Origin of the sequence: Chitinophaga ginsengisegetis (assembly GCF_900168065.1) — a bacterium.
In the GTDB taxonomy this organism is placed as follows: domain Bacteria; phylum Bacteroidota; class Bacteroidia; order Chitinophagales; family Chitinophagaceae; genus Chitinophaga; species Chitinophaga ginsengisegetis.
On record NZ_FUZZ01000001.1, the window covers coordinates 1,054,511 to 1,072,386 of the forward strand.

At 48.7% G+C, this 17,876-nt stretch carries 15 protein-coding genes; 6 read left to right on the forward strand and 9 right to left on the reverse strand.

The window, feature by feature from the left end; genetic code table 11:
- Positions 1-9 precede the first annotated feature (9 nt).
- The gene (locus B5Z18_RS04025; protein WP_079468099.1) at positions 10-1,221 is read right to left on the reverse strand and encodes an MFS transporter; all 1,212 of its coding nucleotides are present in this window, start codon (positions 1,219-1,221) and stop codon (positions 10-12) included.
- 142 nt (positions 1,222-1,363) lie between these two features.
- Here B5Z18_RS04025 and B5Z18_RS04030 point away from each other — a divergent pair, with 142 nt between their 5' ends.
- The 3 genes from B5Z18_RS04030 to B5Z18_RS04040 all read left to right on the forward strand — a co-directional run bounded on the left by B5Z18_RS04030 (position 1,364) and on the right by B5Z18_RS04040 (position 5,201).
- The gene (locus B5Z18_RS04030) at positions 1,364-2,251 is read left to right on the forward strand and encodes a hypothetical protein (protein WP_079468100.1); all 888 of its coding nucleotides are present in this window, start codon (positions 1,364-1,366) and stop codon (positions 2,249-2,251) included.
- Positions 2,252-2,437: 186 nt separating this feature from the next.
- On the forward strand, positions 2,438-3,910 hold the full coding sequence (locus B5Z18_RS04035) for a DUF5723 family protein (RefSeq protein ID WP_143313484.1): 1,473 nt from the start codon (positions 2,438-2,440) through the stop codon (positions 3,908-3,910).
- Position 3,911: 1 nt separating this feature from the next.
- The gene (locus B5Z18_RS04040) at positions 3,912-5,201 is read left to right on the forward strand and encodes a bifunctional folylpolyglutamate synthase/dihydrofolate synthase (RefSeq protein WP_079468102.1); all 1,290 of its coding nucleotides are present in this window, start codon (positions 3,912-3,914) and stop codon (positions 5,199-5,201) included.
- A gap of 1 nt (position 5,202) precedes the next feature.
- Here the strand turns inward: B5Z18_RS04040 and B5Z18_RS04045 are convergent, their stop codons facing one another.
- The 5 genes from B5Z18_RS04045 to fbp all read right to left on the reverse strand — a co-directional run bounded on the left by B5Z18_RS04045 (position 5,203) and on the right by fbp (position 8,819).
- A complete protein-coding gene (locus B5Z18_RS04045) occupies positions 5,203-5,754 on the reverse strand; it encodes an NUDIX hydrolase (RefSeq protein WP_235015871.1) in 552 nt (183 codons plus the stop codon).
- A gap of 18 nt (positions 5,755-5,772) precedes the next feature.
- Positions 5,773-6,300, reverse strand: coding sequence for a YfiT family bacillithiol transferase (locus tag B5Z18_RS04050; protein WP_079468104.1), 528 nt, complete (start codon positions 6,298-6,300; stop codon positions 5,773-5,775).
- Positions 6,301-6,315: 15 nt separating this feature from the next.
- A complete protein-coding gene (locus B5Z18_RS04055; protein ID WP_079468105.1) occupies positions 6,316-7,080 on the reverse strand; it encodes an ABC transporter ATP-binding protein in 765 nt (254 codons plus the stop codon).
- Positions 7,081-7,161: 81 nt separating this feature from the next.
- Positions 7,162-7,650, reverse strand: a complete 489-nt coding sequence (locus B5Z18_RS04060) for a CAP domain-containing protein (protein ID WP_200817195.1) — start codon at positions 7,648-7,650, stop codon at positions 7,162-7,164.
- 158 nt (positions 7,651-7,808) lie between these two features.
- On the reverse strand, positions 7,809-8,819 hold the full coding sequence (gene fbp, locus B5Z18_RS04065) for a class 1 fructose-bisphosphatase (protein WP_079468106.1): 1,011 nt from the start codon (positions 8,817-8,819) through the stop codon (positions 7,809-7,811).
- Positions 8,820-8,958: 139 nt separating this feature from the next.
- Between fbp and B5Z18_RS04070 the strand changes: the two genes are divergently transcribed.
- From B5Z18_RS04070 to B5Z18_RS04080, 3 genes are all read left to right on the forward strand, one after another.
- Positions 8,959-10,227 carry an aspartate kinase gene (locus tag B5Z18_RS04070; protein WP_079468107.1) on the forward strand — a complete coding sequence of 423 codons (1,269 nt, stop codon included), beginning with the start codon at positions 8,959-8,961 and terminating at the stop codon, positions 10,225-10,227.
- A 74-nt stretch (positions 10,228-10,301) separates the two neighbouring features.
- Positions 10,302-10,583, forward strand: coding sequence for a hypothetical protein (locus B5Z18_RS04075; RefSeq protein WP_079468108.1), 282 nt, complete (start codon positions 10,302-10,304; stop codon positions 10,581-10,583).
- 54 nt (positions 10,584-10,637) lie between these two features.
- The gene (locus B5Z18_RS04080) at positions 10,638-13,082 is read left to right on the forward strand and encodes a TonB-dependent receptor (RefSeq protein ID WP_079468109.1); all 2,445 of its coding nucleotides are present in this window, start codon (positions 10,638-10,640) and stop codon (positions 13,080-13,082) included.
- Here the strand turns inward: B5Z18_RS04080 and B5Z18_RS04085 are convergent.
- From B5Z18_RS04085 to nuoL, 3 genes are read right to left on the reverse strand one after another with little or no spacing between them, the layout of a single operon-like run.
- Entirely contained in the window at positions 13,079-14,518 is a 1,440-nt protein-coding gene (locus tag B5Z18_RS04085; RefSeq protein WP_079468110.1) for an NADH-quinone oxidoreductase subunit N, read from the reverse strand. The two genes, B5Z18_RS04080 and B5Z18_RS04085, sit on opposite strands and share 4 nt — an antisense overlap.
- Positions 14,505-15,959: an NADH-quinone oxidoreductase subunit M gene (nuoM, locus tag B5Z18_RS04090; RefSeq protein ID WP_079468111.1), complete on the reverse strand. Its 1,455-nt coding sequence runs from the start codon at positions 15,957-15,959 to the stop codon at positions 14,505-14,507. The genes B5Z18_RS04085 and nuoM overlap by 14 nt, the downstream gene beginning before the upstream one ends.
- Before the next feature lie 23 nt (positions 15,960-15,982).
- Positions 15,983-17,872, reverse strand: a complete 1,890-nt coding sequence (gene nuoL / locus B5Z18_RS04095) for an NADH-quinone oxidoreductase subunit L (protein ID WP_079468112.1) — start codon at positions 17,870-17,872, stop codon at positions 15,983-15,985.
- Positions 17,873-17,876: the final 4 nt, after the last annotated feature.

Consider the following 17,876-nt stretch of genomic DNA (forward strand, 5'->3'; position numbering starts at 1 on the left):
CTCAAATACTCAGGCTGCCCGTCCTACTTTCTTCTGCAACCATAAAAACCCGCCGCCCGACAACACGCACCCCAGCGCTGTAATCCCCCACCACGGCTTAAATCCAAGATGCTGTACCACAAAAGCCCCGGTTGTGGGCGATACAATATTGGCCAGGGAGTACGAAATGGTATAAAGCGCGGCATACTGCCCGCGGTTATGGTCCAGGCTCCTGCCAATCCAGAAACTGTTCATAAAGGGAAGGCAAAACATTTCCCCGAAGGTGATCACTACCATAAACACCACCGCCAACGCCCATACGGGTGGCAGGAAACAAAGCAACATATAGGAGAAGCAAACCATCATAGCGCCACGGGCCACAAAGGACAGGTTAGGCATTTTCCCGTCGAGGCGGTATACCATCACCATTTCCACCAGTGCAATCAGGATTCCGTTCACAGACATATTCAAACCAATCGCCCATTCTTCCATGTGCATCACTTCTTTAAAATATAAAGGCACAATGCTGGAAAACTGGAACAGGCAGATCGCATTCACGGTAGCAAAAAGCAGGAACCAAAGGTAAATATGATCCCTCCATACCTTATCTTCTTTCTTTACGGCTGTTTTGGCTGTCTTTGGCGGCGCCGGTACCGGTGGCAGGAAAATCCGCATCAGGATGGCGGCCAGCATACAGGTGAAGCCATCTACCCAGAAAAGCAGCTGGTAGCTGAAGCTGGCAAGGATACCGCCAACAGCGGGACCTACCGACCATCCGAGGTTTACCGCCAGCCGGTTCAGCGCATATGACCGGGTACGGTTTTCCGGCAGGCTATAGGCGGCAATAGCAATACTGTTGGCCGGCCGGAAGGCATCACCCACAGAACTCATCACAAATACGCATACACATATTTGCTCAAAGGTGCGCATCTGACCCAATAAAATGAATAATAATCCGTTAGAGAAAAGACTCCAGAACTGTACCTGGTAGAAACCGATCTTATCAGACAGCCATCCGCCCAAAAGGGCGCCAACGATGGCACCGGTACCAAAACAGGCCATTACCAGGCCTGCCTGGGCAATACTGAAATGAAGATGTTGCGTGAGATATACGGTCATAAAGGGAATGACCATCGTTCCGCTCCTGTTGATCAGCAATACAAGCGACAACCACCAGGTAGCAGGAGCAAGACCAGTATAAGCATTTTGATAAAGACGGATCGTTTGTCTGGCAAGGTTCATAAAATCGGTGAAAAATAATTTAGTATAATTGGATTAACAGCACAGTTTTTGCAAAGATCCGGAATTCATCTTTTGATGAGCGATTATTTTTTCTGGATCAAAACATTAACTTTGGTCTGAACAGGCACTCAATAAGGTTATCATGGAGGAAAAAAACGGTAAAAAAAATATACAGGCTTTAGGGATCACTATCGGCGTGCATGCATTGCTGTTAGTGGCGCTGGTATTTACCGGTTTTTCTGCACCTCCCCCGTTACCGGACCAGGATCTGGGCATGGAAGTGAATTTGGGTACTTCCGACGATGGCATGGGAGATGAACAACCATTAAACCCCAACCCGCCCAGTGCAGCGGCGCCTGAACCAGCAGCTGCCGAAAGTCCGACTGCTACCGCTCCGGCCAACACCGAGCCTCAGCAGGACATTGCCACCCAGGATGAAGAGGATGCACCGGAAATAAAAAAACCGGAAAAGCCGGTAGAGAAACCAAAAGAAATTCCAAAGAAATTAGAACCAAAACCTGTAAAACCTACAAAGAAACCTGCAGAAACACCACCGGCGCCAACACCTCCCGCACCAAAACCAAAGGCGGTATTTTCGGGCGGCACCGGCAACAGTGCCAACAGCGGTAACAGCGCCAATGGCTCCAATAATGCTACAGGAGAAGGTAATACCGGCAAACCCGGCGATCGTGGCCAATTGGGTGGTAACCCTAACGGCGGCGGATATACGGGCGGTGGACTCGGCGGCGGACGCTCCGATTTCCACCTGAACGGCAGAAGCCTCATCGGCAGACCACAGGTTACTTACGACGGCACCGAAACAGGCTATGTAGCCATCAATATAAAAGTAGATCAAAAGGGAAATGTGACTTCCGCCACTTTTAGTATGAAAGGATCTACTATCAGTAACCCCCGCCTGATTGAGATAGCCAAAAAGGCTGCCTCCAGCGGACAACTGAAATACAATGCTAACCCAGACGCGCCGGAAGAGCAGTTTGGAGTGATACGCTTCTTTTTCAAAGCAGAATAAGCAGAGTAAATAATATATACAGATTTTTAAAGAAGCTGTTTTATTTATCGGACCAGGAACTGATCCGAAACGGCATAGCTTCATCCAAAAATTTGATTCGTTCCTACATCTCTACCTATGATTGTAAAAACTGACAAGAGCAAACTTTTTGTGTCATTTCGAGGAACCTATTTTTTATCGCCAACGATGATTGTAAAACTTAACCGTATCTTTTCCGGCACCGCAATATTGCTCGTGCTGATGCAAGCCGCTGTGGCTCAAACTTTCCCGGGTTACAATAACAGTAACTACGCGGGTATTTACGGAGTATTCTCCAACCCCGCCAGTGCAGCCGGCTATCGCTATAAATGGGATGTAAACATTATTGGTGCAGATGTAAACGTTGGCAACACTTATGTAAGCGGTCCAAAATCCTTACTGTTTAACAGACCTGACTCTTTTGTACGGAACCGCGATTACTTCCTTGATGAAGGTGCCAACAGGAAACAAATGGGCTGGGAAATGGCGGAAATTGTATTACCATCTGTATTATATGCCATCGATGAAAAACAATCCGTTTCCTTTGTATGGCGTATGCGCAGCAGTAGCAGCGGTGGTAACATCACCACGCCCATCGCTAATTTCTTTGGAGTGGATTTTCCCAATCCGGGCTATGTCAACAAAAATTTGAGTATCCCGCAGGCAGGCGTTTCTTCCCACATCTGGCATGAACTGGGCTTTAGTTATGCACGCACCATCAAAGAAACCTACAGCGGCCGCTGGAAAGCCGGCGTTACCCTGAAACTGCTCAGTGGTGTAGCCGCAGGTTACGCATCCGTAAAAGATGCCAACTTCAGACTGAACTCTTCCAGCAATGCCACTATTACCAGCGGTACCCTGTATTACGGCTATAATAAAGAACTGGACGACTGGCAATCGCCCGCGCAAAAAAACCTTCAGCTGTTCCAGAATAACGGCATCGGCGCAGATATCGGTGTGATCTACGAATACCGCCCGGATAACGGCGGCTTCGGGGCTTCTGAAAACTCCGACGCAGACGACTACAAATTTCGTATAGGCGCTTCCATTACTGACATCGGCAGGATAAAATATAACCGGTCTCCTACCAACACCAACCTTAGCCTCGTGAAGGATAATGTAGTGCCAAAAGATATCCAGTACCGGAGCAAAGAAAGCCTGCAGCAATACGCCCGCCGGCTCAATAATTATTTCACACCACTGGGCACCGATTCTACTTTTAATATGATGCTGCCCACAGCGCTCAACCTGATGGGTGATTATAATATCGACAACCGCTTTTTTATCAGCGCACATGCCGTTATTGCATTAACCGCCGGTAACCGCGATGTCTCCAAAACATACGCTTTAACGCAATTCAATATTACGCCACGCTATGAAACCTACCTGTTTGGCGCCTATATGCCATTCACTATTAACCGCAACGGCCAGGCCGATGTAGGAGCAGGTATCCGCATAGGTCCCCTCCTGATTGGTTCCAGTACAATTTTTACGAACCTCTTTCAAAAACATGTGGACCGTGCAAATGCTTTCGTAGCTTTGCGCTTAAACTCAAGCATGTTCGAACGGGGTGAGGGCGGTGGTGGCCTCTTTAAGAAGCGTAACCGCCAGTTGGATTGCCCGGTGGTTAACAATTACTGATATGACCTCTTACAAAGAAACGCTGGACTATCTGTATGCACAGCTGCCCATGTTTACCAGGGTAGGCGCCAGTGCATTTAAAACAGACCTGCATAACACCATTGCATTGCTGGATAAGCTGGATCAACCGCAACACAGCTTTAAAACCATACACGTAGCCGGTACCAACGGGAAAGGTTCTTCCAGCCACATGCTGGCCGCTATCTTTCAGCAGGCCGGTTACAAAACAGGATTATATACGTCTCCCCACCTGCTGGATTTCAGGGAACGTATCCGCATCAACGGGCAAATGGTACCGGAAGATTTTGTGGTGGATTTCACTGAACAGATGCGCACACACATTACAGACATCCAGCCCTCTTTTTTTGAACTCACCGTAGCAATGGCATTCCGCTACTTCCAGCAGGAAGCGGTGGACATTGCCATCATTGAAGTGGGCCTCGGTGGCCGGCTGGACAGCACCAATGTGATTACACCCGAACTATCGCTGATCACCAATATCAGCTATGATCATAAAAATATCCTCGGTGATACCCTCCCGCAAATTGCCGGTGAAAAAGCCGGGATCATCAAAGCCGGTGTACCGGTGGTGATCAGCGAAACACAGTCTGAAGTACAGGACGTATTTATCAATACCGCCAACGCACTGAATGCCCCCATTCACTTCGCAGACCAGGAATGGATGGAAGCTTCCGGCGCCATTGAAAGCAATCACTTCACTATAACGTTACTGGATACACGCCAACAGCAGATGCGCCGTTTACAACTGGATCTGAATGGCCGGTACCAGGAAAAAAATGTGATGGGCGTATTGTCGGCGGTAAAAATATTACAGCAAAATGGCTGGCACATCACCTGGGATCACATCACCCAGGCGTTATCGCATGTAAAGAAACTAACCGGCCTGAGAGGCCGCTGGGAAGTTATTCAGCGGCATCCGCTCACCGTACTGGATGTGGGCCACAATGAAGCCGGCATCCGCGAAGTGATGCAACAACTGGGACATGTTAATTACCAGCAGTTACACATTGTAGTAGGATTTGTGAAAGATAAGGAAGTAGAAAAAGTGCTGCCGTTGTTCCCACCTACTGCGCATTATTATTTCTGTAAAGCGCAGATTCCCCGCGCGATGGACGAAGTGGCGCTGGCGGAAATGGCGGCTGCCAGCGGGTTACAGGGCCATGCTTATGCCTCCGTTCAGGCAGCCCTGCAGGCGGCCAGGCAACATGCCCAGCCGGATGATATGATCCTCGTTTGCGGTAGCTTTTTTATTGTGGCAGAAGTGATGTAAGTTATTTCATCGTCATTTTACCGAGATACAGCAACGCGTAAAAGATACAGGTGGTATGCAAACTGTGTACTATTTTGTTATCCAGTAACAGTTGCTGTAGTTCTTCCAGCGGCATAATCACCACTTCAATATCTTCGTTGTGATCCAGTTGCTGGTCCTGCACCTTCACTCCTCCCGTTGCCAGGAACATATGCGTGTAGTTGTTACTGGAAGCAGTATTAGGCGCAATAGTGCCGAGCGACACCCATTCTTTAAATGCGTACCCGGTTTCTTCCAGCATCTCCCGTTTCATGGCAAATAAAGGATCCGGATCAGTGGGGTCCATGGTGCCGCCGGGGATTTCCAGCAATGTTTTGCCTACTCCCTGCCGGAACTGCCGGATCATGATCACCTGCCCGTCTTCCCGGAGCGCCACACCGTTTACCCAGTTATTGTACTCCAGTACGTAATAGGGCGCTACTATTTTGCCAGCAGGCGTTTCGCAGGTATCTATACGTGCAGTAAGCCAGGCATCTTTAAAAAGATATTCCGATGAGAGTAATTTCCAGTCCATATTCATAATAACAATGCTTTACCAATCCATTCGTTCTTTCAGGCGCAGGATATGCTCCAGGTGATGTTTACCATGCCAGGAATAATTGGCGGCATGGGTTTTCAGATTATGCCTGGTGCCATTGGCAGGATGCACAAAAGTACGTTCCCACCCGGCTTCAGATAAATGCTCCATTAAACTTACCCAACGGTTGTGCAGGGCATGCAGCAGGGTGATAGATACATTTACCGGCGTAAATTTCACATCAGGTAGTTCCGCCCACAGTTGTTCCTCGTAAGGTTTTATTACCGGCTGTTCTTCTGTGAGGGCCAGCTTCATGCGGGTGTATCCGTTCATGTGGCTGTCGGCCAGGTGATGTACTACCTGTGCTACCGTCCACCCTTCCGGGCGGTAGGGTGTTTGCAGCTGGTATTCGTCCAGTTGCTGCACAGCAATTTCCACCAGCTGGGGCAAATAGCGGATGTCGTTAATAAATCCCCGCAGCATTTCCGGCGTGTAGTCCGGCAATGGTTCAAAGCGGCCAATAGGATATTTCAGTGATTCCATCCGTTATGTGTTGGTTTATTCTTCGCGTAAGTCTTTTCCTGTGAGGTGAATGAACACATCTTCCAGGTTCGCTTTCTTCACTTCTTTCTTTCTTTCAAAACCGGAAGATACCAGTTTATCAATCAAGGCATCCGGTGAGTCGATAGCGATAATAAGACCGCTGTCGACGATGGCGCAACGGTCGCAGAGGAATTCTGCTTCATCCATATAATGCGTGGTAATCACCACGGTGGTGCCCTGGCTGCGCACCTGCTGGATCAGCTCCCACAAATTGCGGCGGGCCTGCGGATCCAGACCGGTAGTGGGTTCATCCAGGAAAATGATCTGTGGTTTATTGATCAGCGTAGTGGCAATGGAAAAACGTTGCTTCTGACCGCCGGAAAGTTCTTTGAATTTTGCTTTGGCCTTATCTTCCAGGTTAAACATCCCCAGGAGCTTCATAGGCTCCACGGGCTGGTTATACAGGCCGCCAAACATTTCGATGAGTTCTGTGAGATTCAGTCCGGGATAATAGCCGGAACTCTGGAGCTGTACGCCGATGATCTTCTTGATATCGTTAGGGTCTTTGTCGAGGTCATAACCTCCCACCATCACTTTGCCGGCTGTTTTTTCCCGCAGGGTTTCAATAATTTCCAGGGTAGTGGATTTACCGGCGCCATTGGGCCCCAGCAGGCCAAAGATCTCTCCTTCAAACACTTCAAAGCTGATTCCTTTTACCGCGGTAAACTCCCCGTATTTTTTTACCAGGTTACTTACCTCAATGATCTTTTTCTTTTCCATGCCGCCAAATTACAGAAAGAATGCGAAAAAAAAGAGCGCATAAGCGAAGGGGACAGCCACCGGCCGTCCCCTTCGCTTTAATTACTGCTTGATAAACACCTGCGTAAAGAAGGTAATCCTCCCTTTATCCGCGGTGCCGATACCAATGAGCGTATAATCGCCCAGCATATTTTTACGGTGCCCCGGACTCTTGATCCATCCATTTACCACTGCTTCGGCATCAAGGGTGCCATAAGCCACGTTTTCAGCGGCGCTGGCTACGCGGCCCATTTTTTTGGAAACGTTGGCCACGCGTTCTTCAAATCCCTCATGACCAAAACCGGTGCTGCCGTTGGCCATATCCCGGCTGTGGCGGCGCGCCTGCTGGCTGATGGTGGCATCCAGCTGTAAAGGCTTCAACCCTTTCGACTGACGGAACTTGTTGGTGTAGTACAGGATCTGGTCATCCATGCTGGCACCTGCATTACTGCTGTCTGCCGCATGGGTGGCACGTGAACACGCGCTAACCTGGAAAACGGCCAACAGGGCGACTAATAACGCAATGATCCGCTGGTTCTTCAAAATCGACATAGAAATAAAATGGTTAATAATTAAAAATGAATAAAGAGTACTAATATGACTATTAAAACCAGGCCAGGTTTAGCAAGCCGGGTGCCAGAAATTAAAAACGGTGTATAAAGGATATTTTGTATCCGCTATACACCGTTTTTTATATTATTTTTTTACGCTTACTCGTTCATGATCCGCTGCCAGGTGTCCATCATTGTTTTGGACCCTATAAAAATGGCCATCCGCTGGTGCAGCTGTACAGGTTTCAGCTCCAGGAGGCGCTGTTTGCCGTTAGCCATCGCCACACCGCCGGCTTTCTCCATGATAAACGACATGGGATTGCACTCGTAACAAAGCCTTAAACGGCCGGCCGGGTACTTCCCAAAAGCCGGGTACATGAAAATACCACCCTGGATGAGGGTACGGTGTATTTCAGCTACCATACAGCCTACAAACCGGTGACGGTAAATACGGTCATTTTCGTTCCTCGCCATAAAATGATCGATCGACTTACGGATTTTATGCTCATATAAGTGGTAATAACCCACATTTACGGAGAAAATATCACTGTCGGGCGGGCATTTCAGGTTGGGGTGCGACAGGCAGAACTCCCCGATAGACGGGTCCAGGGTGAAGCCCTGCACGCTGCGGCGCGTGGCATATACCATCATGGTAGAGGAGCCATAAATGATATACCCGGCGGCTATCTGCTTGGTGCCCGGCTGCAGGAAATCCTCCAGCTCACACTCCGAGCCCTCCGGTGTAAGCCGGCGGTATACGGAGAAAATGGTACCGATAGATACATTCACATCAATGTTGCCGGAACCATCCAGGGGGTCCATCAACACCACATATTTCGATTTTTTGGAATGCTCATCATGAAAAGGGATGAAGTTTTCATTTTCTTCTGAGGCCACGCCACAGCAGTAAATACTGGTTTCCAGTGCATCAATGAACTGCTCATTGGCAAATTCATCCAGCTTCTTTACTGATTCGCCCTGCACATTGGTTTTGCCGGCTTCTCCCAGGATATCAGCAATACCCGCTTTATTTACTTCCACATTTACCCTTTTAGCAGCGAGACCGATATCACGCAGTAAACCGGATAACTGACCGGTGGCTCCCGGGTAATTCCGTAACTCCTGGATAGTAAATTCATCCAGTGTCATTACTTTTTGCTTAAGATTCATAACGTTAGGTTGTATGGGCGAATTTAGTCAATTGAAACTATTTTAACAGAACTGTCATTTATCTGCAAACAGATTTTAAAACAATTCTAAACTTGTCTTACTTTGCCAAATAATTTTTTAAAAGAAGATAAACTATCATATGAAGGTTTTCAAGTTTGGTGGCGCAAGTTTAGAAAGTGTTGAACGTATCCGGCAGGTGGCTCAGATTGTACAGTCATTTCCGGACGAGAAACTCCTCATTGTTATTTCTGCAATGGCCAAAACAACCAATGAGCTGGAAAAAGTAGCACAGAACTTTTTCCTGCGCAAAAGGGAAATCGCCGCGCAACTCCTCTTTAACATCGAGCAGCAACACGTAAATGTAGCCGAGGCCCTGCTGGGAACAAAGGATCATCCTTTATTTATCCAGCTGCAGCAATTCTTCACCGAAGCAGAATGGACGCTGGGCGAAAAACCCCTGCGCACCTACGATTACTATTACGATCAGCTGGTTGGACTGGGTGAATTGCTCAGCACTTCCATTGTAAGCGCTTTCTTTAACAGCATAGGCATCCACAATACCTGGCTGGACGTAAGGGATATTTTCCGGACAGACGATAACTTCCGCGACGCCAATATAGACTGGCCCTACACCCAGCGGCAGGTAACCGAAAAAGTGGTTCCCCTGTTTAACAGCACCAATATTGTGATTGCACAGGGCTTTATAGGCAGCACCGACCAGAACGAAAGCGTTACCCTGGGCAGGGAAGGCAGCGATTACTCTGCCGCCGTTTTCGCCAATATGCTCGATGCCGAAAGCCAAACCATCTGGAAAGATGTGGAAGGACTGAAAAATGCCGATCCCAAGCTGTTCCCCAACACCGTAAATATACCAGAGATCAGCTACGGTGAAGTGATAGAAATGGCCTACTATGGCGCCCAGGTGATTCACCCGAAAACTATTAAACCACTGCAGAACAAACAGATCCCCCTGCTGGTGAAATGCTTCCTGGATAAAAACCTCCCCGGCACGGTGATCAAGGAAACCGTAGATGTAAAACAGCTGCCCCCCATCATTGTGCTGAAAAAGAACCAGGTTTTACTGAATATTACCTCCAAAGACTATTCTTTTATTACCGAAGATAAGATCAGCGATATCTATGAGATCTTCCACGGGCTGAAGGTGAAAATTAACCTGATGCAGAACGGGGCGATCAATTTCTCCTGCTGTATTGATAATAACCCGGAGAAGATAGAACTCCTGATCAAAACGCTCCACGAGCAGTTTAAAATCGTTTACAACGAAGGACTGGAGCTCCTTACCGTACGTTACTACCAAACCGGCCTGCTGGAAGAACTCAGCGACGGCCACACTATACTCCTGGAACAACGTTCACCCGCTACCATACAGCGTCTCTGGAAAAGATAAATTTATCCAGTAAAAATATTCCCGCCCTCCGTGCAACTTTTTTCGTACCCGTTCGTCTTTAGTAAAAATGTGGTATGAAAAAAGTTGCTATCGTTTTAAGCCTGAGTACCGTGGTTATGCTGATCATAGCATGCGGAGGGAAAATGGTCAACCGTGGCTACCTTTCCGCCAGCAACCCGGATGAATTGCCTATTTACCTGATCACCCTCGGAAATTTCAGGGAAACGCCTGCTTGTTCCACTACCCCGTCGTCGTCGTGTGTTATGAATGAAACAACAAACATGCCCCTCGGTAAGATACAGGATGTTTTAAGACAGGCACTTCAATACTACCAGGAGAACTGCAGCAGGAAATAACAGCCCCCCTTTTTTGGTATTAGCTTTTGAGAAATTTACAACGGAAACGATAGTATGAGAACAATCATCGTAGCCCTGGGAATGCTTTTTATTGGTGTGCAAACAACCCTCGCACAACAAACTAACTCCACAGGAAAAATTACACTGACAATTACAGACCACGAAGGCAAGCCGCTCCCCTTTACCAGCGTAATGGTGAGGAATATTAAGGACTCGTCCCTTGTGAAAGGAGAACTGACCACCACCAACGGCAGCTGCGCCTTTGAAAAAATAGCCTACGGCCATTATTTTATCCAGGCGTCCCAGATGGGATACAACACCTCCTACAGCAAAACTTTTCTGCTCAATGCCTCCCATAAAGCCATCACCCTGGATACCATCCGCCTGAACACTTTAGGCAAAAACCTCCAGGCCGTGAATGTAACCGCACAGAAACCTTTTATTGAGAGTTCTGCCGGGAAAACCGTAATGAACATCGAAAACAGCGTAAGCGCCGCCGGCAATACCGCCCTGGACCTGCTCCGCCGGGCGCCGGGCGTACAGGTAGATAACAACGAAAACGTAACCCTGAAAGGACAAAGCGTAACCGTAATGATCGATGGTAAACTGACCTACCTCAGTGGCGAACAGTTAACCAATCTCCTGAAAACAACACCCGGGGAAAGCATCGCCTCCATTGAAATATTAACCAGTCCATCTGCCAAATATGATGCCTCCGGGAATGGTGGTATCATCAACATAAAAACTAAAAAAGGAAAAATGACGGGGATCAATGGTAACGTAAATGCTACCCTTACCCAGTCGAGATACGGCCGCTATGGTATTTCCGGTAATGTTAACTGGAGAACGGAAAAATTCAACCTGTTCGGTAATTTCGACCAGGGCGACTATCCCCGGCAGGTTACCCGCGTATACAGCCGGAATGTAAAGGAAAACGATGGCAGCTCCACCTATCTTCAGCAAAATATATTTCAGCGCAACCGCTTTAAAAACAACTACCTGAAAATAGGAATGGATTACTTTATCAACGATAAACAAACCATCGGCGTACTGGCCAACGGCTATAAGAATTCCTTTAGCAACCAGATTTACAGCGATGCCAACCTGGGTCAGGCAAATATGCCGCCGGATTCTATCGTAAATTCCCTCACCACCAACAACAATAAGTTCGATAACATTGCGCTTAACCTGAACTATAAAATAATCCTGGATACCGCCGGCGGAAGGGAAATCAGTTTTGATGCCGACTATGCACAGTTCAACAACCACCGCTTAATGCAGCTGAACGATAGCCTCTACGATGCCAAAACACAACTGAACCGCAACCCCAACAGCATCCGCACCACAGGCAGCACACAGGTGCTTATCAAAAGTCTGAAAGCAGACCTGAGCTGGCCGCTCGGGAAGGAAGGTAAACTGGAAGCAGGCGCTAAAACCAGCTTCGTTACCACCACCAACCTATTGCAGTTTGATTCGTTGTTTCATGGCAGCTATAAACCCTCCCCTGGCTTAAGCGACCGCTTTAACTACCAGGAAAATATTTATGCCGCATACGCCACTTATAAAAAACAAATACAGAAAACAAATGTGCAACTGGGACTGAGAGTAGAGAACACCGAGTCTACCGGGACTTCTTTTACGACCGGCACAAATGTGAAACGCTCTTATGTCGACTTCTTTCCAAACATCACCGTGGAACAAAAGCTCAATGATAAAAATAAAGTGAGCCTGGCCATGTCACGCAGGATAGAAAGGCCACAATACGGCCAGTTGAATCCATTTATGTTTTACCTGGACAAGTACACCTACTTCAGGGGAAACCCGTACCTCCGGCCGCAATACAGCAACATCGCGGAAGTGGCCTATACGTTCAAAGACAAATACATCGTCACCTTCCGCTATAGCCGGATTAAAGATATGATGGAAGAATTTATTACGCAGGATGACAGTACCAAAGCCTCCATCAGCACGGAACGCAACTACGACAAAACAGATATTTACAGCATCCTGTTTACACTGCCCTTCCAGTTTACAAAATGGTGGACCAGCGATAACAACGCGGATTTCTCCTATAATAAATACCGCTTTGAAGATCCTGTAACGAATGATCCTTATTACCGGTCTAACCTTAATTATTATATCAGCAGCACCAATACCATTACCCTTCCAAAAGATTTTAAGGTAGAAGTAATGGGCTACTATAACTCGCCTTTTATTTTTGGTATTTTCAGGGGCTATGCACAGTATAACCTGAACCTGGGTGTTCAGAAAATGTTCCTGAATAAAAACGCTACCGTAAAACTGAGCTACAACAATATCCTGCGGAATGAAAGCTACCGCGGGGCGGCAGAATTTGCCAACCTGAACATGAGTATCTTCAATACCTGGCAGTTCCGCACCGTAAACCTTTCCTTCAGCTATAAATTTGGCAGCGCCACTATTAAAGCCGCCCGCGAAAGGAAAACCGGTACCAGCGATGAACAGAACAGGGCAGGTTAAACCAGGATACGCATCATTTGCTGAATAAGCGCCATCATAGCAGTAGGATATACACCCAGCCCTATTAACAGTATGGTTAAAATAACCAGGGTAATATTACCGGCCATGGGCAGGGCCGGTACCACCGTTGTTTGCTGCCCCTTTGCAGGCACCGCAAACATAGCCGCCACCAACCGGATATAATAATACAACCCGATCACACTATTGATCACCAGCATAAACAACAGGAACCACTGGTGCCCGTCCACTCCCGCCAGCACCACGTAAAACTTACCGATAAAACCTGCGGTAAGCGGAATACCCGCCAGCGATAACAGCATTGCTGTAAACACCGTAGCCACCCAGGGATAACGCCAGAACAGCCCCCTGTAATCGGCAATCGTTTCCGCATCCTGCGAACTGCTCGACATCACAATCACCACCCCAAAAGCGCCGATGCTTGTAATAAAATAAGCCACCAGGTAAAACGCCAATGCCTCCAGCCCGGTTTGCACACCCGACAAAAAAGCTACCAGGATATAACCCATATGCGCAATAGAAGAATACGCCAGGATACGTTTGATATTCTGCTGTGTGAGTGCCAGCCAGTTGCCAGCAAACATAGACGCTACCGCAATAATAGCCACTATCCACCACAACATCGGGTAGTCGTTACCGTGAATGTCCTGGTAAAAACGGATCAGCAGCACCAGCATGGCCCCTTTGGAAACCGTAGCAATAAACGCCGCTACCGGCAATGGTGCGCCTTCATAAATATCCGGCGCCCACATATGAAAAGGAACAATGCCCAGTTTAAACCCTACTCCTATCAACATCAAACCAAAACCCGCCATTACGCTCACCGGCAAGTAACCCGCCTCCCGCAAAGCCGCGCCTATTCCGGGGAAATCCATATGACCGGTAAACGCATACACCAGCGCCATCCCAAACAACAGGAATGCAGACGACAACGCCGCCAGCATCAGGTATTTGATCCCCGCTTCATCAGACCGCTCACGGGCACGCAGGTACGCAATTAATCCATACAAACTAATGCTAAGTATCTCCAATCCCAGGAACAGCGACATAAAGTGACGGCTCACCACCAGCACCAAAGCGCCAATAGTAGCCAGGATCAGGAGAATGTAGTACTCCTCCTTCCGCTCTTCCCTTTCTTCAAAATAATTAAACGACAACAACAGGATAATGAATCCCGATACCAGGATCAACCCGGAATTAAAGAGGGAAAATTCATCGATTACCAGCAGCGGTGGCACCGGGTGCGGAATATACTTAATGGCGGGAATCACCGCCGCCATAGCCATACCAAAAGCAAGAAGGGAAAAGCTGTACACGATGCGGTGATTACGCCAGGCTGCTACCAGCAACATGGCTATCACTGCCGCAGCGCACAGGGTTATCAGCGGCCCCAGACTTAAAAAATCAGCGAACGACATAGTCAATGTTTTGGGAAGTGTTCAATACCGGTTGCGGATGGAAGCCCAGCCAGCATATTACTATTACCAATGCTATTATGATCACCAGCTCACGCCCGTTTAAATCGGGCACAGCATATTGCCGGTCGCACGGACCGAAGAAAACTTTCTGCATAATGCGCAGCGAATAAGCTGTTGCCACCACCAGGCCAATAGTAGCCAGGATAGTAAGCACATGATTGGCCTGCCAGCTACCCAGCAGCACCAGGAATTCCGCTACAAAATTGCCTAACCCCGGCAAGCCCAGAGAGGCCATTACAAAAATCATGGCAGCGCTGCCCATCATAGGCAACCGTAGCCAGAGCCCGCCCATCTGCCGCAGGTTGCGGGTATGTATGCGCTCGTACAACGCCCCTGCAATAATGAATAACGCGCCTGTGCTGATACCGTGGGTAATCATCTGCATCACTACTCCCTGGTAAGCAATTTCGTTAAAGGCGAAAGCACCCAGCAGTACAAAGCCCATATGACTCACGCTGGTGTAGGCGATCAGTCTTTTAAGATCTGTTTGTGCATAGGCCAGCATGCCGCCATACAGGATACCAATTACGCCCAGCAACATGGCCACCGGCGCTATCTCTGCTGCGGCAGCGGGAAACAGCGGCAATACAAACCGGAGGATGCCATAAGCGCCCGTTTTCAGCAGCAGCCCGGCCAGCACGACACTACCCGCAGTAGGCGCTTCCGTATGCGCATCCGGCAGCCACGTGTGAAAGGGCACTGCCGGCAGTTTTACCAGGAAGGCAATCAGGAAACCCAGCATCAGCCAACGTTCCATAAAGGGCGTCATCGGTGTATTAAGCAGATCGAAATAATTAAACGTATATACGTTGGTGTTAGCTTTATGTATAAAGTACAAACCGAGTATTGCCAGCAGCATCAGCAAGCCGCCCGCCTGTGTGAACAGGAAAAACTTGTTGGCCGCATATTCCCGGTGCTCATGGCCCCAGATCCCAATCAGGAAGTACATCGGTATCAGCATCATCTCCCAGAAAAAATAAAACAGGAAAAGATCCATTGTCAGGAAAACACCCGTGATACCACACAACACAAACAACAGGTTAAAGTGAAAGAACCCTACACGGGTCTGAATCTCTTTCCAGGAAATGAGTACCGCCAGCGCCCCCAGGAAAAATGTCAGCGCCAGCATCAGCATACTTAAACCATCCATTGCCAGGTGCAGACTGATCCCGAAATGCGGTACCCAATCCATCCGGAACTGGTACCACCACCGGCTGCTGCTGCTATGGCTATGCTCTATCCACACCCCTGCAATAATTCCGAGGTTCACCAGCAGGCTGCAAAGGGCTATCCAGCGGCTGGCAGCGTGGCTTTTCACGCCGGCTACCCACGACAACAATGCCGCGCCAAAAAGGATTAATATCAATACCAGCAATATCATAACTTTTCGTTTAATCGTTCCGGTTATATATAAATCCGCCAGATCAATACCGACAATATCGCCACCGCTCCCAGTACCACGCCCAGTATATACCATCGCAGCAAACCACTCTGCGTACGTGCGAGCACGTTATGACACCATTCCATAAACGCCGCCAGCCCGGTATAGAGCGTGTCTATCAAATCCCTTTTATTGATACGCGACAGGTACACAAAAGGACGCACCAGCAGCACATTGTATAATTCGTCAAAGTCCCACCCCCTGCTCCAGTAGCCGCGCAGCCACATAATGGCAGGCATCTCCAGGAAATCGGACATCCCTTTGGGATGCTTCACCACCCAGGCATACGCCAGCCCAATGCCGCCCAGCGCCAGCAAAGCCGATAATGCCTGCGAAGTCCATTCCATCGCAAGGCTTTCATGCAACATGGATACCGCCGGCAGCACCGGTTGCAGCCAGTTACTGAACAAGGTTACATGCCCCATCGTATGTGGCAGTTCTATAAACCCGGCCACAGTGGACAATACCGCCAGAACATACAGCGGAATCATCATACTGCCTCCCGGCCGGTGATGCACCTTCGTTTTTTCTTCTCCATAAAATACCAGGAAGAACATGCGGAAAGTGTACATGCCCGTGAGTAACGCGCCCAGCAAGGCCGCCAGCCAGAAGCCCACATGGCCCCCTGCCGCCGACCACGACAACCAGATGATCTGGTCTTTACTATAAAATCCCGCTGTTACAAAAGGAATGGCGGCCAGGGAAGCACAGCCAATCAGGAATACCCAGTAAACACTACGCAGCTGCTTCTTCAATCCACCCATCTTAAACATATCCTGCTCGTGGTGCAGCGCTACAATAATAGCGCCCGCAGCCATGAACAACAGCGCCTTAAAAAAAGCATGCGTTACAAAATGAAATACCGCCGCCGACCATGCGCCGCAACCCAGCGCGAGGAACATATACCCGATCTGGCTCACCGTAGAATAAGCCAGTACTCTTTTAATATCCGTTTGCACCAGGGCGCTGAAACCCGCCAGCACCAAAGTGATAGCGCCTATTACGGCCGTAGTGGTTTGCGCTGCCGGCGCCAGTTCAAATAAAGTATGCGTACGTGCAATAAGATAAACGCCTGCTGTAACCATTGTGGCAGCATGGATCAATGCACTCACCGGTGTAGGCCCGGCCATCGCATCCGGCAACCATGTTTGCAACGGTAGCTGGGCCGACTTACCCACCGCGCCGCCCAACAGCAACAAAGCGATAATAGTAATCACCCCGTCGTTTGCCGACCAGATATGTGTACTGTTTTCCAGTAAGCCGGGAATACTCAAGGTGCCGGTGTACTGAAATAACATAAACAACGCAATGGCCATAGCGGTATCGCCAACACGTGTTACAATAAAAGCTTTCCGCGCTGCATATCCGTTGGCAGGATCTTTATACCAGAAGCCGATCAGCAGGTAACTGCAAAGGCCCACGCCTTCCCAGCCGAAGTACAGCAGCAATAAATTATCTGCCATCACCAGCGTAAGCATGGCGCCTACAAATAAGTTCATACAGGCAAAGAAACGGGCGTAGTCCGGTTCGTCGTGCATATAACCGGATGCATACACATGAATCAGGAAACCCACAATGGTGATCACCAGCACAAATACCACCGACAAGGCATCCATCCGGAAATCGAAACCTGTTTTAAAGCCGCCGGCTTCCAGCCAGTTGCCGGCATGCTGAACAATCGCCTGTTCGCCGTTCGTGGCAAACTGCATGGCAATGATGATGGCCACAATGGCCGCTAATGCGATACTGCCGCATCCGATCACGGTAACGCCTATACGGTCGAAACGCTTCCAGCCCAGCATGAGCAGGAAGGCGCCTATAAAAGGAATGAGCGGTATGAGTGCAGGAAACATACAA